The organism is Microbacterium sp. DT81.1, from assembly GCF_049844955.1.
Lineage (GTDB): Bacteria > Actinomycetota > Actinomycetes > Actinomycetales > Microbacteriaceae > Microbacterium.
The window spans coordinates 309,025-325,263 of record NZ_JBNCMA010000005.1; the positions used below are offsets into that span (position 1 = coordinate 309,025).

The following is a 16,239-nucleotide window of genomic DNA, read 5'->3' on the forward strand; positions in this document are numbered from 1 at the left end:
GGCTCGATACCCGGATCTGAGGTGGGCGAGACCGACCGCAGCCGCGAGAGCGGAGCGGAGCACGGGCGGCCGCGGCTGTACGGCCGCGCGGTTGTAGCCTGGCCCTGCATCGCAGTGCGGCGACGCGCGGCACGGCGCCATCCGCCGTTCACCGAAGGACCCTAGCGTGACCGACATGAGCTCCCCCGCCTCGCCTGGTTCCCGTCCCGAACCGGTGCTCAACAGCGCCGCCCTGCAGGGCGAGGCGTTGGATGACACGCCGGTGCCGCGCAAGCGAGTCGTCTCGTGGGCGATGTGGGACTGGGCGACGCAGCCGTTCAACTCCGTCATCCTCACTTTCGTCTTCGTGTCGCTCTACCTCGTCTCCGACAGTTTCCTGCCGGCCGACGTCGCCGCAGAGAACGCGGACGACAGTCTCGTCTGCTCGCGCACCGCGGATGCGGCGACCGGATACTGCCAGGGTCTGTCCGACCTCGCCGAGTGGTACGGATGGGTGGCGTTCGCCGCCGGCATCCTGGTCCTGCTGCTCGCCCCGGTGCTGGGACAGCGGGCGGATGCGCGGGGCAACAAGAAGCGCTGGGTGCTCGGCGGCACGATCGCCCTCGCCCTCGTGCAGTTCGCGCTCTTCTTCGTCTACGCGGAGCCGATGTTCTTCTGGCTGGGCGCGATTCTCGTGGCCCTCGGCTCTGTGGCCTCCGAGATCGCGGGCGTCAACTACAACGCGATGCTCGTCGAGGTCTCCACCCCGCGCACCATCGGACGCGTGAGCGGCCTGGGATGGGGGCTCGGCTACATCGGCGGCATCCTCGCCCTCGTTCTCGTGGTCGCCCTCAACGCGGTGAGCTGGTTCGGACTCGACGTCTCCGACGGCCTCGCCTATCGCCTGATCGCGGTCGGCGCGGCGGTGTGGACCATCGTGTTCGCGCTGCCGTTCGTCTTCAACGTCCCCGAGGCGCCCGCGAGCGCCGACCGGCCGAGGGTGGGCTTCTTCCGCAGCTACGCGGTGCTCGTCCACGACATCGTGGCTCTCTTCCGCGACCACCGCCCGACGTTCTGGTTCCTCATCGCCAGCGCCGTGTATCGCGACGGCCTCGCCGGGGTGTTCGCCTTCGGCGGCGTGCTGGCGGCGGTGTCGTTCGCGTTCTCCGCGAACGAGGTCATCCTCTTCGGCATCGCCTTGAACCTGGTCGCGGGAATCTCGACGATCGTCGCCGGTCGCCTGGATGACCGCTTCGGCGCCCGCGCGGTGATCATCACGGCCCTCTCGATCCTGATCCTCAGCGCGCTGTTCGTATTCGTCTTCCGCGAGCAGGGGAAGGCGGTGTTCTGGATCGGCGGGATCATCCTCTCCGCCGCCGTCGGCCCGGCCCAGGCATCCAGCCGCTCCCTGCTCGCGCGCGTGACCCCCCGCAACATGCAGGGCGAGGTCTTCGGCCTCTACGCGACGACGGGCCGCGTGATGAGCTTCCTCTCGCCCCTGCTGTGGGCGGTCTTCATCGGCGTCTTCGGGGCGACGCACTTCGGCATCCTGGGGATCGTCATCGTCCTGGCCATCGGATTGGTCCTCCTGCTGTTCGTCAAGCTGCCCAAGCACGTTCGAGTGAAGAACTGAGCCGGGCGCGAGAATTCGCCGCCGAAGGGCTGAGCCGACACCGGTGCCGGTGCCGGTGCCGGGGCCGGTGCCGGTGACCGGCTACTGGTCTCGGGGCCACGCCTGCGCCAGGCGTGCCAGCAGGGCGGCGAGCTGGGCGCGCTCCTCGGGCGTGAACCCGGCGAGCGCAGCCTCGACGGCGCCCACGCGCGCGCCGCGGGCCTGCGCGATCAGTGCGCGCCCCTCGTCTGTGATCAGGATGTTCGTGCGGCGCGCGTCGTTCTCGTCCGCCTGACGGCGGGCGTGACCCGCCTCGACGGTGGCCTGCACGAGCCGGCTGGCGCGCGGCTGGTCGACGCCGATGCGGTCGGCGATCTCGCTGACGGACAGAGGGGCGGATGCCGAGGCCAGCGCCTCGAGCAGCCGGAAGCGCGCGGCGAACCGGCCCATCGGTCCCATATCCCCGCGCCATGGACCGCCATGGCCGTGACCGCGCGGGTGCGACGCCGGGTCGTGCGAGTGCGGTCCGCCCATGTGTCCGCCGTGCGGACCCCACCCACGGAAATCGCCCGGGCCCGGGCCGAACCCGGCGCCGCGCTGGGGGCGAGGGCCTCGGAGCTGGGCGAGAGCGGCCGCAATCTGCTCCGCCACTCTGGCCGCGTCATCCGCTTCGCTCACTCGCCCAGAGTACATGCCCCTTGACATGCACTTCCATTGCATGTCACACTACATATGCATGCACAATGACATGCAGACGAATCGGCACCGCGCGAGCTGCGAGGGTGCCCCCGAAAGGACTTCACCATGAACACGCCCGAAGAGAACAACAACGAAGAGAACGCACCTGAAGAGGGCGCGCCAGAGAACCCGTCCGAGGAGAGCGGGCCTGAGGTGGACGCGTCCGAAGAGGACGCGTCGAAAAGGAGCGCCGGTGGCCCCGACAACGCCGGCGGCGGCACCGCGCCGGATTCTGCGAGCGACGGCCGCGCCGAAGGCCGCGGTCCCGACCGGCGACCGCTCGGCTACTGGCTGCGCGTCGTGGACGCCCGCCTCACCCGCGAATTCCGCACCCTGTTCGAGGCCGATGGCCTCGACCGCCGCGACTGGATGATCCTGAACGCGATCGCCGGCACCGTCGATCGCGGCCCCGTGGCGGCGCGGCTCCAGCGTGGCGGGCGCCGACTGCGCGCGTTCGTCGACCGAGGGTGGGTCGACGGCTCGCCCGGTTCCTGGACCCTGACCGACGAGGGCCGGATGGCCTTCGAGCGTCTCGCGGCGAAGGTCTCGGAGTTCCGTGCCCGCGTCGCCGGCGCCGTGTCGCCGGACGACTTCGCGACGACGCTCGCGACCCTCGAGGCGATCGCCGCCGAACTCGGGGAAGGCGACGACGACTTCGGCCGGCGCCGCGGTCGCCGACGCGGCTTCGGACCCGGTTTCGGCTGGGGTCGCGACCCCCGACGCTTCGGACGCGGGTTCGGCCCCGGTTTCGGTCCGAGCCATGGCCACGGCGTCGGCCCTGGATCCCACGGCGGCGAGCACGGCTCGGATGACCGCGAGCGCCACCATCCGCACCATGGTCACCACCACGGCCACGATCGTCACCACGGTCACCCGCACCACGGACACGGCCACGGCTGCGGCCAGTGGGAACCCGAGTTCGCGCACGGTGAGAAGGAGTCCGGGCGCGGTCACTCGCATGACCGCGGGTCCGAGGGCGGAATCCCCGCGACCCCGACCACTGAGGTATAACTCTCAAGCGGCGGGCGTCCCCGGGCCCGCAGCCCCGACGGCAGAGACCCTCGCCAACCATGCAACCCGTGCGCACGGCTTCCCGCCGAGCGCACGGGTTCCGTGCGTCCGGAAGCTGTGCGCTCGGCGCCACCTCGTGCGCCCGGCACCCGGGCGACGCCTGCCAGGCTCGGCGACCGGACCGGGCACGACCCCTCAGCAGGCTCAACGACCGGATCGACCTGCGGGGATGTGTCAGCATTGGGGACATGACCGCGCGCGCCCCCGCCCTCGTGGCGATCTCGCACGGAACCTCGTCCGAGCTGGGCCGCGCGGCAGTGCGCGCGCTGCACGACGCCGTTGCGGCGGCTGTGTCCGACGGGCCGACGGTGCTGCTCGGGCACGTCGACGTCGAGCAGCCCGACGTCGCCGCGACGCTCGGCGCCCTCGATCCGGGCGAGCCGGCCGTGATCGTTCCGCTGCTGCTCTCCGCCGGGTACCACGTGCACGTCGATCTGACCGACGCCGTCCACGCCACGAGGGACCGGCCCGTCACCCTCGCGGGCGCGCTCGGCCCTGACGACCGGCTGATCGACGTGATGCGCAGTCGGTGCCGAGAGGCCGGGGTGCACGACGACGACGTGCTGGTGCTGGCGGTAGCCGGCTCGAGCGACGCGCGCGCCGTCCGCGATTGCCACGCGACGGCCGAGCGCTTCTCCGCCGTGCTCGGCCGCGAGGTGCGCATCGGGTTCCTCTCGGCCGCCGCTCCCCGTCTTCCCGACGCCATCGCGGAGGCACGGACGGCGCATCCCGAAGCCCGCATCGTCGCGGTCAGCTACCTGCTCGCGCAGGGCTTCTTCCAGGACCTGATCGAGAAGGCCGGCGCGGATGTCGTCACGCCGCCGCTCCTGATCGCCGGGCAGCCCGTGCCCCGGCCGCTCGTCCAGATCGTGCTCGACCGCTACGCGGCGGCGTCCGGGGCCTGACCCGTCGCCTTACGCCCGGACACCCGGTGCCTGACCCCGGACATCCGACGCCTGACCCCGGACATCCGACGCCTGGCCCCAGGACATCCGGTGCCTGACCCCAGGACATCCGGCGCCGTCCGACGCGATCCAACGGCCGCCCACCGCGACGTGCCCGGGGATCGCGTACCGGACTCAGGCTCGCCGGGGCTGATGTACTGCCCCAGAGCCGAAACCGCCCCATCCACCCGGACGAGCCTGCGCGCGGCCCGCCATCCCCGCCCGCTCGACCCCGGCGACCGCGGCACCCAGTCCCCGCAGCGCTTCACCCCGGCACGCCGGCAATACCGCAGGCGCCTCAGACGTCAAGCAATGTGACGCTGTGTGGCGCTCTGCAACGCTTCGTGACCCGGAATTACCGACCGCCGGAGCCGTCGCTTAGCGTCGCACAATCGGCGTGGTATCGCCGTGCCCGCTCAGGCGGGAAGGACGCACGAGCACCGAGAACCGGAGGGAGCGCCGTGGCGCTGCACGAGACGCTGGACGAAACGGGGGCACCGGCCGCACCCGCGCGCGCCGCCCGCGCTGCCGGCACAGCCCGCCCGCCCCGCCCGTCCACACGGCCCAACGGCCAGTGGAAGATCGACGGCACGGCACCCCTGAACGGCAACGAGGAGTGGAAGCAGGTCGACAACGGCCTCGCCGTGCGCGAGCGGATCGAGAACATCTACTCGAAGGGCGGCTTCGCGTCGATCGACCCGACCGACCTCCACGGCCGATTCCGCGTCTGGGGGCTCTACACCCAGCGCAAGCCGGGGATCGACGGCGGACGGACGGCGACGCTGGAGCCGCACGAGCTCGAGGACGAGTTCTTCATGCTGCGCGTGCGGATCGACGGCGGCCAGCTGACGACCGAGCAGGTGCGTGTCATCGCCGGCATCTCCACCGAGTTCGGCCGTGGCACCGCCGACCTCACCGACCGGCAGAACATCCAGCTGCACTGGGTCGAGGTCGAGTCGATGCCCGAGATCTGGCGTCGCCTGGAGGCCGTCGGCCTCGGCACCACGGAGGCCTGCGGCGACGTGCCCCGGGTCGTGCTGGGGTCGCCCGTCGCCGGCATCGCGGCCGACGAGCTCCTCGACCCGACGCCGCAGATCGACGAGATCACCTCACGGTTCATCGGGGACGCATCGCTTGCCAATCTCCCCCGGAAGTTCAAGTCGGCGATCACCGGCCACCCCAGCCAGGACGTCGTGCACGAGATCAACGACGTCGCCTTCGTCGCCGTCGAGCATCCCGAACTCGGCATCGGGTACGACCTGTGGGTCGGCGGCGGCCTCTCGGCCACCCCGCGCCTCGGGGAGCGCCTCGGCGCTTTCGTGGCGCCCGATCGGGTGGCGGATGCCTGGCACGGGGTCGCGCAGATCTTCCGCGACTACGGCTACCGGCGCCTGCGCAACAAGGCGCGCCTCAAGTTCCTGCTCGCGGAGTGGGGCACCGAGAAGTTCCGCCAGGTGCTGCAGGACGAGTACCTCGGCTACGCGCTGCCCGACGGCCCCGCCGCCCCGAAGCCGAAGACCCAGGGCGACCACGTCGGCGTCCACCGCCAGAAGGACGGGCGCTTCTACGTGGGAGTGACGCCGATCGTGGGCCGCGTCTCGGGACCGATCCTCGCGAAGCTGGCCGACCTGGTCGAGGCTCACGGCTCGACCCGCCTCCGCACTACGCCGCACCAGAAGTTCGTGATCCTCGACATTCCGGAGGATCGGGTGGAGTCGCTCATCGCGGGGCTCGACGAGCTCGGGCTTTCGGCCCGTCCGAGCCTGATCCGCCGCGGCACCATCGCGTGCACCGGCATCGAGTTCTGCAAGCTCGCCATCGTCGAGACCAAGGCGTACGCGACCGCGGCGGTCCTTGACCTCGAACGGCGTCTCGAGCAGTTCGAGCTGCCGCATCCGATCAGCCTGCACGTGAACGGATGCCCCAACTCGTGCGCGCGTATCCAGACGGCCGACATCGGACTGAAGGGCCAGCTCGTCACCATCGACGGCGAGCAGGTGCCGGGCTACCAGGTGCACCTCGGCGGCGGGCTCGTGAACGCCGACCGCGACGAGGCCGGCCTCGGCCGCACCGTCCGCGGCCTGAAGGTCGCGGCCGACGGCATCGCCGACTACGTCGACCGGGTCGTGCGGCGCTTCCTCACCGACCGCGACGCGGCATCCGACGAGACGTTCGCCCAGTGGGCGCACCGGGCCGACGAGGAGGCCCTGTCATGACCGTCTCGCTCGCGCCGCGCGCGACGATCAAGCGGCCCGCCGAGGAGCTGAAGGCGCTCGCCGAGGCCGGCGCTGCCGAGCTTCGCAGCGGCGCGGCGGACGAGGCATCGCCCGCGGAGGTCGTCGCCTGGGTGGCACGCAACTTCGGGGCGGATGCCGCGGCCGTGGCCTGCTCGATGGCGGATGCGGCGCTGCCGCACCTCGTCGCCGAGCAGCTCCCGGGAGTCGACGTGCTCTTCCTCGACACCGGCTACCACTTCGCCGAGACCCGGTTCACGCGTGACGAGGTCGGGCGGGTGCTCGACGTGCGGATCGTGGACGTGCTGCCCGAGCAGACGGTCGCCGAGCAGGATGCCGAGTTCGGCGCCGCGCTGTTCTCGCGCGACCCCGCTCTGTGCTGTGCGCGCCGCAAGGTTGCGCCCCTGCAGGGTGCCCTCGGTGGCTACGAGGTGTGGTTCACGGGCGTGCGCCGCGAGGAGGCGCCGACGCGTGCGAACACCCCGCTCGTGCAGTGGGATGAGCGCAACGGCCTCGTGAAGATCAACCCGGTCGCCGCGTGGACATTCGATGACCTGCTCGACTACGCCGGCGAGCACCAGGTGCCCGTCAACCTCCTTGTGAGCAACGGCTACCCGTCCATCGGCTGCGAGCCGTGCACCAAGCCGGTGGCCGCCGGCGAAGACCCCCGATCCGGCCGCTGGGCCGGCCTCTCGAAGACGGAATGCGGGTTGCACGTATGAGTGTCTCGGAAACCACCGACGTCTCGTCCCGCTTCGCGGTTCCTGACGCTTCGTCTCGCTCCGCTCGCTCAGCGACCGGGGAAGGGCGCTCAGCGACCGGGGCCGCCCGCCGCCCCGCCCGCCTCGACGCCCTCGACGTGCTCGAGTCCGAGGCGATCCACATCATCCGTGAGGTCGTCGCCGAGTTCGAGCGCCCTGTGCTGCTGTTCTCCGGCGGCAAGGACTCCGTCGTCGTGCTGCACCTCGCAGCGAAGGCCTTCTGGCCCGGCAAGGTGCCCTTCCCGGTGCTGCACGTGGACACGGGCCATAACTTCCCCGAGGTGCTGGCGTTCCGGGACGCGACCGTCGAGCGCCTCGGCATCCGTCTGGAAGTCGCCCGTGTGCAGGACTACATCGACGACGGACGGCTGCTCGAGCGCCCCGATGGCACGCGCAATCCGCTGCAGACGCTTCCGCTGCTCGACGCCATCGCCGCGGGCCGGCACGACGCCGTCTTCGGTGGCGCGCGCCGCGACGAGGACAAAGCCCGCGCGAAGGAGCGCATCATCTCGCTGCGCGACGAGTTCGGCCAGTGGGATCCCCGCAACCAGCGCCCCGAGCTCTGGAGCCTCTACAACGGCCGGCACACCCCCGGTCAGCACGTGCGCGCCTTCCCGATCTCGAACTGGACCGAGCTCGACGTCTGGAGCTACATCGAACGCGAGCGCATTCCGCTGCCGCCGCTGTACTTCGCGCACGAGCGGCCGGTCTTCCGCCGCGACGGCATGTGGCGCGCGGTGGGCGAGGTATCCGAGCCGAGGGCGGGCGAATCCGTCGAGCTGCGCAGCGTCCGGTATCGCACGGTCGGCGACATGAGCTGCACGGGCGCGGTGGAATCGCATGCCGCGGATGTCTCCGCCGTCGTGCGCGAGGTCGCCCAGTCCACGCTGACCGAGCGCGGGGCGACCCGCGCCGACGATCGGATCTCGGAGGCGGCCATGGAAGACCGCAAGAAGGACGGGTACTTCTGATGACGACCCTTGGACCCCAACCGGTCGCCGAGCCTGTCGAGGCGTCGTCGACGGTTCGACAGGCTCACGAACCGGTCGAGGCGTCGACCCTTCGACAGGCTCAGGGACCGACATCCGGCACCCTCTTCCGCTTCGCGACCGCGGGATCGGTCGATGACGGCAAGTCCACGCTCGTGGGGCGCCTGCTGCACGACTCCAAGGCGATCCTCGCGGATCAGCTCGAGTCGGTCGCCCGCACCTCCGCCGAGCGCGGATTCGGCGCCGGCACCGGATTCGACTTCGCGCTCCTGACCGACGGCCTCCGCGCCGAGCGCGAGCAGGGCATCACGATCGACGTCGCGTACCGCTACTTCTCCACTGGCGCGCGCAGCTTCATCCTCGCCGACTGCCCCGGCCACGTGCAGTACACCCGCAACATGGTCACCGGCGCAACCACCGCCGATGCGGTGATCGTGCTCATCGACGGTCGCAAGGGGGTGCTCGAACAGACCCGTCGGCACCTCTCCGTTGTCGCGCTGCTGCGGGTGCCGCACGTGATCGTGGCCGTGAACAAGATAGACCTGCTCGGCTTCGAGCAGGAACGATTCGCGGATGTCGCCGCCGACGTGCGCCGGGTCACGGCCGAGCTCGGCATCGGCGATGTGCATGTGCTCCCGGTCTCAGCGCTCGAGGGGGACAACATCGTCGACCGCTCCGCCCGGACCCCCTGGTACGGCGGCCCAGCGCTGCTGGAGCTGCTGGAGTCCCTGCCGTCGCAGGACGAGCTCGACACCGACTTCGATCCGTTCCGCCTACCCGTGCAGCTCGTGCTGCGCCCGCAAGGCGGGCTGTCTCCGGAGCTGGCGGGAGACGACGCCGCCGCGGAGGCCTACCGCGACTACCGCGCCGTGGCCGGCCGCATCGGCTCCGGCCGTGTGCGCGTGGGCGACCGGGTCACGGTGTTCCCCGCCGGAATCGAGACGACCGTCACGGGCATCGACCAGGCCGGCGCGAGCCTCGAAGAGGCCGTCGCGCCCCAGTCGGTCGCCCTGCGGCTGGCCGACGACATCGACGTCGCCCGCGGCGCCGTCATCGCCGCCGCGGACACCCTGCCGGTGGCCCGCCGGGATGTCGACGCCGAGCTGTTCTGGCTCGACCCCCGGCCGCTGAATCCCGGCGCCCGTGTGCTCGTGAAGCACGGCACCGCGACGGTGCAGGCGATCGTCGCCTCGGTGGAGTCCAAGCGCGATCTCGACACCCTGGCGCACACGCCGGCGGACTACCTGAGCGCGAACGACATCGGCCGGGCGCGCCTGCGCCTCTCGGCCGACCTGCCCCTCGAGCCGTACGGCGAGAACAGGCACGCCGGCTCGTTCCTCGTCATCCACCCCGCCGACGGCCAGACACTGGCTGCCGCGATCACGCACGACTGATCCCCGGATCACCCACGACCGACCGACCGCAGCACTCTGCACCCGCAGAACCCGCTGCATCCGCCGAAATGCCGACTGAAGGAGGCGACACCGTGAACAAACTGCGCACCGCGACGACACTCACAACCCTGGGACTCGTAGCAGCCATGATGGCCGGCTGCGCCTCCGCTGCCGCCAGCTCACCGGATGCCTCGGCCGAGGCCGGCGCATCCGTCGACGAAGTGCGGCTCGGCTACTTCGCGAACGTCACCCACGCGCCCGCCCTCGTCGGGCTCGAGGAGGGCCTCTTCGAAGACGCGCTCGGCGACGTCGAGGTGACGACGCAGGTCTTCAACGCGGGACCGGCGGCCATCGAGGCACTCTCGGCCGGAGCGATCGACGCCACCTACATCGGGCCCAACCCATCGATCAACACCTTCATCCAGTCCGGTGGGGAGTCCGCGCACATCATCGCCGGCGCAGCCACCGGCGGCGCGGCCCTCGTCGTGCGCGAAGGGATCGACAACCCGGCCGACCTCGAGGGCACGACGCTCGCGTCGCCGCAGCTGGGCAACACGCAGGACGTGTCGCTGCGCACGTGGCTCGCCGACGAGGGCTTCGAGACCGACACCTCGGGCGGCGGCGATGTCAGCATCACGCCGACCGAGAACGCGCAGACGCTCACCCTCTTCCAGCAGGGCACGATCGACGGCGCCTGGCTCCCCGAGCCGTGGGTGTCGCGGCTGATCGACGAGGCCGGTGCGCACGTGCTGATCGACGAGGCCGAGCTGTGGGAGGACGGGGAGTTCCCGACCACCGTGCTGCTCGTGCGCGCGGAGTTCCTCGATGAGCACCCCGACGTCGTCGAAAACCTGCTGGATGGCCATGTCGCCGCCGTGCAGTGGATCGCCGACAACCCCGACGAGGCCGGCGGCGTGATCAACGGCGCCATCGAGGCCGAGACGGGCAAGCCGCTCGCCGACGCCGTCATCGCCCGGGCCCTCGAGCACGTCACCTTCTCGGTCGACCCGCACGCCGACACCTTCGAGACCCTGGTGGCGAACGGACTGTCCGCCGGGACGCAGAAGGACGGATCGATCGACGGCCTCTTCGACCTGCGGCTGCTCAACGGCATCCTCGAGTCGGCCGGCAACGACACCGTCTCGGCGGCCGGACTCGGCGAGGACTGACCATGACGACCCCGTCCGCGCCGACCGGCGCCCCCGGGCACGCCCCCGCGGCGGTGCCGGCGGTGCGGCCGCCGAACCTGCTCGGCCCGAGCTTCGACGAGAGCGCGCCGGTCCGGCCGGCCGCGCCGCCGGCCGAGCCCGCCGTGCGCATCGAGGGGGTCGGCAAGCGCTTCGGCACCGGACCCCTCGTGCTCGACGGGATCGACCTCGACATCGCCCCCGGCGAGTTCGTGTGCCTGATCGGCGCATCCGGGTGCGGCAAGTCCACGCTGCTCAACCTGATCGCGGGCCTCGACAAGCCCACGACCGGCCACATCGACACCCCGGGCGAGGGCTCGGCGGTCATGTTCCAGGAGTCGGCCCTCATGCCGTGGCTGAGCGCACGCGGCAACGTCGAGCTGGCCCTCCGGCTGCGCGGGGTACCGCGCAGGGAGCGCCGGGAGAAGGCGCTGGTGCTGCTGGACACCGTCAACCTCGCGGATGCCGCGGGGAAGAGGCCGCACGAGCTGTCGGGCGGCATGCGGCAGCGGGTGGCGCTCGCTCGCGCGCTCGCGCAGGACCGCCCCGTGCTGCTCATGGACGAGCCGTTCGCGGCGCTCGACGCCATCACCCGCGACCTGCTGCACGAAGAGCTGGAGCGGGTCTGGCGGGCGACCGGACGCACGATCGTCTTCGTCACCCACAACGTGCGCGAGGCGGCGCGGCTCGGTGAGCGCGTCGTGCTGCTCTCCAGCCGCCCAGGCCGGGTCTCGGAGGAGTGGCGCATCGCCCGCACGACCGGACGGCGCATCGAGTCGCCCGAGGTCGCCGCCCTCGCGGTGGAGATCACCGACAAGCTGCGGAAGGAGATCCGCCGAAATGCCGCATGACACCGCCCTGAATCACCGGGATGTGCTCGGACGGACCGCCGTGGTCGCGGATGGGATCGCCGGCGAGGATGCGGTCTTGGCACGCCCGTCGCACCGGGACGAATTCCGCAGCCTCGAAGCGGGACTCGACCGCCTGCAGACCGATCCCGAGCGGCCGACGAGCCGCTGGCGGGTCTTCGTCACGAGCGTGCTGCCTCCGATCCTCTTCGTTCTGGCACTGCTCGCGGTCTGGCAGCTCTATGTCGTGATCGCCCAGCCGCGACCCGATATCGTGCCGAGTCCCCTCGACGTCGTCGCGGCCCTCGGCGACGCATGGGAGTCGGGGCGCCTTCAGCAGGCGGTGGCGACCAGCCTCGAGCGCGGGGTGATCGGCTTCCTGATCGCGATCGCGGTCGGCACGCCGCTCGGCCTGCTGCTCGCCGAGGTCAAGCCGCTGCGCCGCGCCATGGGCCCGATCATCTCGGGCCTGCAGGTGCTCCCCTCCGTCGCGTGGGTGCCCGCCGCCATCATCTGGTTCGGCCTCAGTGACGCCACGGTGTACTTCGTGATCCTGATGGGCGCGATCCCGTCGATCGTGAACGGGCTCATCTCCGGCGTCGAGCAGGTCCCGCCCCAGCTGCGCCGCGTCGGCACGGTGCTGGGAGCCAGCCGAACACAGCTCGCCACCATGGTGATCCTGCCGGCTGCGCTCCCCGGGTACGTCGCGGGGCTCAAGCAGGGCTGGGCGTTCTCGTGGCGCTCCCTCATGGCGGCCGAGATCATCGCGATGGGCGGCACGATCGGCTTCGGCCTCGGATCGATGCTTCAGCAATCGCGCGAGCTCGCGGACCTGGCCGGTGTGCTCGGCACGATCCTCGTCATCCTGGCGATCGGCATCCTGATCGAGCTGGTCTTCTTCGGGCCGCTCGAGCGCCGCATGCTGCGCGGGCGCGGGCTTCTCCTCTCGGGGGGCGCGAAGTGAGCGCCGGGCGTGTGACCCTGGTCGGCGCGGGACCGGGTGACCCCGGCCTGCTCACCGTGCGGGGCCTCCGTGCCCTCGAGGCGGCGGACGTCGTCGTCGCGGACCGGCTCGGTGCCCGGGCGGTGCTCGACGAGCTGCAGCTGGATGCCGAGATCGTCGACGTCGGCAAGCTCCCCGGCCACCACGCCGTGCCTCAGGACGCGATCAACGCCCTGCTCGTCACGCTTGCCCGCGACGGCAAGCGCGTCGTGCGACTGAAGGGCGGCGATCCGTTCGTCTTCGGCCGCGGCGGCGAGGAGGTCGAGTTCTGCCGCGAGGCGGGGGTGGATGTCGAGGTGGTCCCGGGTGTCACGAGCGCCATCTCGGTGCCCGCGATCGCCGGCATCCCGCTCACCCACCGCGGGCTCGCCACGACCTTCACCGTCGTCACTGGCCACGACCAGATCGTCTCGCTCGGCGGCGGACGCGACCACACGGTCGTGCTGCTCATGGGCGTCGGCACTCTGGCGCACTCAGCGCACGTGCTGGCCTCCGGCGACCGCGGCGCCGAGTGCCCGGTCGCGATCATCGAGGACGGCTACGGCGCGCGCCAGCGCGTGACCGTGGGCACCCTCGACACCATCGCCGCGCAGGCCGCCGCCCGCGGCATCCGCTCGCCCGCCGTGATCGTCGTCGGAGACGTCGTCACCCTCAGCCCCTATGCCCCCCAGGCGATCGCCGACGCTCGCCCCGCACCCGCCACCGACGAGACGCTCCTCGGGGCACCTTCCCGAAAGGCCATCCGGCAATGACCCTTCAGAACCTCCGCGTCGCGATCGTCGGAGCCGGCCCCGCCGGCATCTACGCGGGCAACATCCTCCGTCGGCAGGTCGCCGCCCTCGGCCAAGAGGTGGGCGCCGAGCTCGAGCTCTCCATCGACCTGTTCGAGTCCCTGCCGGCGCCGTACGGGCTCATCCGCTACGGCGTCGCGCCCGATCACCCGCGCATCAAGGGCATCGTCAACTCCCTGCACGAGATGCTCGACTCCGGCGACGTGCGCCTCATCGGCAACGTCGAGATCGGCCGCGACATCGAGGTGGCCGAGCTCCGCGAGCGGTACGACGCCGTGATCTTCGCGACCGGCGCCTTGCGCGATGCGCCCCTGAACGTGCCCGGTGTCGAGCTGCCCGGCTCCTTCGGCTCGGCGGACTTCGTGGCCTGGTACGACGGGCACCCGGACGTGCCGCGCGAGTGGCCGCTCGAGGCCGAGTCGATCGCGGTGATCGGCAACGGCAACGTGGCCCTCGACGTCGCGCGTGTGCTGGCCAAGCACCCGAAGGACCTGCTCTCGACCGACATCCCCGAGAACGTCTACGAAGGCCTCGCCGCCTCGCCCGTCACCGACGTGCACGTCTTCGGACGACGCGGCCCCGGGCACGTGAAGTTCACGCCGATCGAGCTGCGCGAGCTCGGCGAGGTGCCGGATGTCGACATCGTCGTCTACGACGAAGACTTCGAGGCCGCGGCCGGCGACCCGCACGCCGAGGCGCTGCACGCGAGCAGCAACCAGGTCAAGGTCATGACGCGCACGCTGAACGGCTGGCGAAAGCCGGCGGACTGGGTGCCCACGGCATCCCGGCGGCTGCACCTGCACTTCCTGCACAGCCCGGTCGAGATCACGGGCGACGGGCGCGTCGAGTCGGTGCGGTTCGAACGCACGCGTCCAGCCGGAGACGGTTCGGTCGTCGGGACCGGGGTGTTCGTGGACTACCCCGTGCAGGCCGTCTATCGGGCGGTGGGCTACGCCAGCTCGCCGCTGCCCGGCGTGCCGTTCGATGAGGTGGCCGCGGTCATCCCCAACGTCGAGGGCCGGGTCGTCGACGAGCACGGGACGCCCCTGCCGGGCGTGTATGCGACCGGCTGGATCAAGCGCGGACCCGTAGGCCTCATCGGCCATACGAAGGGCGACGCACTCGAGACGGTCACGCACCTGCTCGCGGATGCTCAGGCAGGCATACTTCCGCGGCCGGTGGAGGATGCCGGCGCCGACGTGCCCGAGCTGCTCCAGGAGCGCGGCGTGCCGTTCACCACGTGGGAGGGCTGGCTCGCCCTGGACGCGCACGAGCGCGGGCTCGGCGAGGCGTTCTCCTCCGACGGGTTCGAGGTGCCGGTCGCACGCGAGCGCATCAAGGTCGTGTCGCGCGACGAGCAGGTCGAGATCTCGCGCTCCGGCGCGCTCGTCGACTCGTGACGTACGTCATCGCGCTGCCCTGCGTCGATGTGAAGGACCGGGCGTGCATCGACGAGTGCCCGGTGGACTGCATCTACGAGGGCGATCGATCGCTGTACATCCACCCGGATGAGTGCGTGGACTGCGGCGCCTGCGAACCGGTCTGCCCCGTCGAGGCGATCTACTACGAGGACGATCTCCCCGAGGAGTGGTCGGACTACTACAAGGCCAACGTCGAGTTCTTCGACGACATCGGGTCCCCGGGCGGTGCCGCCAAGGTCGGCGTCATCCACAAGGACCACCCGGTCATCCATGCCCTCCCCCCGCAGGACTCACATGGCTGAGCAGACGGCCACCGTGGCCGTCGACGCGCTCGTGATCGGCGGGGGGCCGGCAGGGCTCTCGGCCGCGCTGAATCTCGGGCGGGCCCGCGAGAGCGTGCTGGTCGTGGATGCCGGCCGCCCGCGAAACTCGGCGACCCTGCGCTCGCACGGCTTCCTGACCCGCGACGGCATCTCGCCGCTCGAGCTGCGCAAGCTTGCCCGCGCCGAACTCGAGGCCTATCCGGAGGTGCGGGTGATCGAGCGCGCGCTCGTTTCGGCCCTTGAGCTGGTCGAGCCGGATGCGCCGGATGCCGGAGAAGGCATGCGCTTCCGCGGGGCGCTCGAGAGCCGCGGCCGGGGCGTCCCGTCCACCGTCACGGCGCGCTCGGTGCTCGTCGCCACCGGCCTGCGCGAGACGCTCCCCGCGATCCCGAGCCTTCGTGCGTTCTACGGTATGACGCTGTTCAGCTGCGCGGCGTGCGACGGCTGGGAGCTTCGGGATCGCCCCCTCGCCCTGATCGGCGAAAGCGCCGACCTCGCGGAGCGCGCCCTGCTGATAGCCCGCTGGACCGACGACCTCACCGTGTTCACCCACGGCGCACCGGTGATCGACGAGGAAGAGGAGTCCGGGCTCGCGGCGCGAGGCATCCGTGTCGACCGCCGCCTCATCGAGGAGCTCGAAGGCGACCGCGGCGCGGTCACCGCCGTTCGACTCGTCGACGGCGCACGGGTTCAGATCGGCGGTGGCTTCGTTCGCCCGCAGTGGCATCCCGCGCTGGAGTTCCTCGCCGGGCTCGACCCGACGATCGACGCCGACGGCAACCTCGTCACCGACGGGTCCGGCCGTACCAGCATCCCGGGGCTCTACGCGGCAGGCGATGCTGCGACGCCCGGACCCCAGCAGCTGATCGTCGCTGCGGGCGCCGGCGCGCGTGTCGCGGCGGTGCTCACCCATGACCTTCTCGGAGTCACCACGGCGCACTGAC

General features: G+C 71.4%; 15 protein-coding genes. 14 read left to right on the forward strand and 1 reads right to left on the reverse strand.

Translation table 11 applies throughout. The annotated features are described in order from the left end of the window. Positions 1 to 175: 175 nt before the first annotated feature. Positions 176 to 1,612: an MFS transporter gene (locus tag ACLQ2Q_RS15315; protein ID WP_425821373.1), complete on the forward strand. Its 1,437-nt coding sequence runs from the start codon at positions 176 to 178 to the stop codon at positions 1,610 to 1,612. Between the two features lie 81 nt (positions 1,613 to 1,693). Here the strand turns inward: ACLQ2Q_RS15315 and ACLQ2Q_RS15320 are convergent, their stop codons facing one another. Further along, positions 1,694 to 2,269, reverse strand: coding sequence for a MarR family winged helix-turn-helix transcriptional regulator (locus ACLQ2Q_RS15320; protein ID WP_425821375.1), 576 nt, complete (start codon positions 2,267 to 2,269; stop codon positions 1,694 to 1,696). A gap of 126 nt (positions 2,270 to 2,395) precedes the next feature. Between ACLQ2Q_RS15320 and ACLQ2Q_RS15325 the strand changes: the two genes are divergently transcribed. From ACLQ2Q_RS15325 to ACLQ2Q_RS15385, 13 genes are all read left to right on the forward strand, one after another. Beyond that, positions 2,396 to 3,340: a hypothetical protein gene (locus ACLQ2Q_RS15325; RefSeq protein WP_425821377.1), complete on the forward strand. Its 945-nt coding sequence runs from the start codon at positions 2,396 to 2,398 to the stop codon at positions 3,338 to 3,340. Positions 3,341 to 3,588: 248 nt separating this feature from the next. Then, the gene (locus ACLQ2Q_RS15330) at positions 3,589 to 4,305 is read left to right on the forward strand and encodes a sirohydrochlorin chelatase (protein WP_425821379.1); all 717 of its coding nucleotides are present in this window, start codon (positions 3,589 to 3,591) and stop codon (positions 4,303 to 4,305) included. A gap of 518 nt (positions 4,306 to 4,823) precedes the next feature. After that, complete coding sequence (locus tag ACLQ2Q_RS15335) at positions 4,824 to 6,560, forward strand: nitrite/sulfite reductase (protein WP_425821603.1); 1,737 nt, start codon at positions 4,824 to 4,826, stop codon at positions 6,558 to 6,560. Continuing rightward, positions 6,557 to 7,300 (forward strand): phosphoadenylyl-sulfate reductase, encoded by a 744-nt coding sequence (locus ACLQ2Q_RS15340; protein ID WP_425821381.1) that lies wholly within the window; start codon positions 6,557 to 6,559, stop codon positions 7,298 to 7,300. The genes ACLQ2Q_RS15335 and ACLQ2Q_RS15340 overlap by 4 nt, the downstream gene beginning before the upstream one ends. Then, positions 7,297 to 8,310: a sulfate adenylyltransferase subunit CysD gene (gene cysD, locus ACLQ2Q_RS15345; RefSeq protein ID WP_425821383.1), complete on the forward strand. Its 1,014-nt coding sequence runs from the start codon at positions 7,297 to 7,299 to the stop codon at positions 8,308 to 8,310. The genes ACLQ2Q_RS15340 and cysD overlap by 4 nt, the downstream gene beginning before the upstream one ends. Then, positions 8,310 to 9,722, forward strand: a complete 1,413-nt coding sequence (locus ACLQ2Q_RS15350) for a sulfate adenylyltransferase subunit 1 (RefSeq protein ID WP_425821385.1) — start codon at positions 8,310 to 8,312, stop codon at positions 9,720 to 9,722. Before cysD ends, ACLQ2Q_RS15350 begins: the two co-directional genes overlap by 1 nt. Before the next feature lie 92 nt (positions 9,723 to 9,814). After that, positions 9,815 to 10,891, forward strand: coding sequence for an ABC transporter substrate-binding protein (locus ACLQ2Q_RS15355; protein WP_425821387.1), 1,077 nt, complete (start codon positions 9,815 to 9,817; stop codon positions 10,889 to 10,891). A 2-nt stretch (positions 10,892 to 10,893) separates the two neighbouring features. Then, on the forward strand, positions 10,894 to 11,760 hold the full coding sequence (locus ACLQ2Q_RS15360) for an ABC transporter ATP-binding protein (RefSeq protein WP_425821389.1): 867 nt from the start codon (positions 10,894 to 10,896) through the stop codon (positions 11,758 to 11,760). After that, positions 11,750 to 12,721 (forward strand): ABC transporter permease, encoded by a 972-nt coding sequence (locus tag ACLQ2Q_RS15365; protein ID WP_425821391.1) that lies wholly within the window; start codon positions 11,750 to 11,752, stop codon positions 12,719 to 12,721. The genes ACLQ2Q_RS15360 and ACLQ2Q_RS15365 overlap by 11 nt, the downstream gene beginning before the upstream one ends. Next, positions 12,718 to 13,512, forward strand: a complete 795-nt coding sequence (gene cobA / locus ACLQ2Q_RS15370) for a uroporphyrinogen-III C-methyltransferase (protein WP_425821393.1) — start codon at positions 12,718 to 12,720, stop codon at positions 13,510 to 13,512. Before ACLQ2Q_RS15365 ends, cobA begins: the two co-directional genes overlap by 4 nt. Next, on the forward strand, positions 13,509 to 14,951 hold the full coding sequence (locus tag ACLQ2Q_RS15375; RefSeq protein WP_425821395.1) for an FAD-dependent oxidoreductase: 1,443 nt from the start codon (positions 13,509 to 13,511) through the stop codon (positions 14,949 to 14,951). The genes cobA and ACLQ2Q_RS15375 overlap by 4 nt, the downstream gene beginning before the upstream one ends. Then, complete coding sequence (gene fdxA, locus ACLQ2Q_RS15380) at positions 14,948 to 15,274, forward strand: ferredoxin (RefSeq protein WP_425821397.1); 327 nt, start codon at positions 14,948 to 14,950, stop codon at positions 15,272 to 15,274. Before ACLQ2Q_RS15375 ends, fdxA begins: the two co-directional genes overlap by 4 nt. Next, complete coding sequence (locus ACLQ2Q_RS15385) at positions 15,267 to 16,238, forward strand: NAD(P)/FAD-dependent oxidoreductase (RefSeq protein ID WP_425821399.1); 972 nt, start codon at positions 15,267 to 15,269, stop codon at positions 16,236 to 16,238. Before fdxA ends, ACLQ2Q_RS15385 begins: the two co-directional genes overlap by 8 nt. Position 16,239: the final 1 nt, after the last annotated feature.

What these genes read in the sequence shown, in the direction of transcription:
- ACLQ2Q_RS15315 (WP_425821373.1), top strand. Translation starts at nt 176, where the DNA reads ATGAGCTCCCCCGCCTCGCCTGGTTCCCGTCCCGAACCGGTGCTCAAC.
- ACLQ2Q_RS15325 (WP_425821377.1), top strand. Translation starts at nt 2,396, where the DNA reads ATGAACACGCCCGAAGAGAACAACAACGAAGAGAACGCACCTGAAGAG.
- ACLQ2Q_RS15330 (WP_425821379.1), top strand. Translation starts at nt 3,589, where the DNA reads ATGACCGCGCGCGCCCCCGCCCTCGTGGCGATCTCGCACGGAACCTCG.
- ACLQ2Q_RS15340 (WP_425821381.1), top strand. Translation starts at nt 6,557, where the DNA reads ATGACCGTCTCGCTCGCGCCGCGCGCGACGATCAAGCGGCCCGCCGAG.
- cysD (WP_425821383.1), top strand. Translation starts at nt 7,297, where the DNA reads ATGAGTGTCTCGGAAACCACCGACGTCTCGTCCCGCTTCGCGGTTCCT.
- ACLQ2Q_RS15350 (WP_425821385.1), top strand. Translation starts at nt 8,310, where the DNA reads ATGACGACCCTTGGACCCCAACCGGTCGCCGAGCCTGTCGAGGCGTCG.
- ACLQ2Q_RS15360 (WP_425821389.1), top strand. Translation starts at nt 10,894, where the DNA reads ATGACGACCCCGTCCGCGCCGACCGGCGCCCCCGGGCACGCCCCCGCG.
- ACLQ2Q_RS15365 (WP_425821391.1), top strand. Translation starts at nt 11,750, where the DNA reads ATGCCGCATGACACCGCCCTGAATCACCGGGATGTGCTCGGACGGACC.
- ACLQ2Q_RS15375 (WP_425821395.1), top strand. Translation starts at nt 13,509, where the DNA reads ATGACCCTTCAGAACCTCCGCGTCGCGATCGTCGGAGCCGGCCCCGCC.
- ACLQ2Q_RS15385 (WP_425821399.1), top strand. Translation starts at nt 15,267, where the DNA reads ATGGCTGAGCAGACGGCCACCGTGGCCGTCGACGCGCTCGTGATCGGC.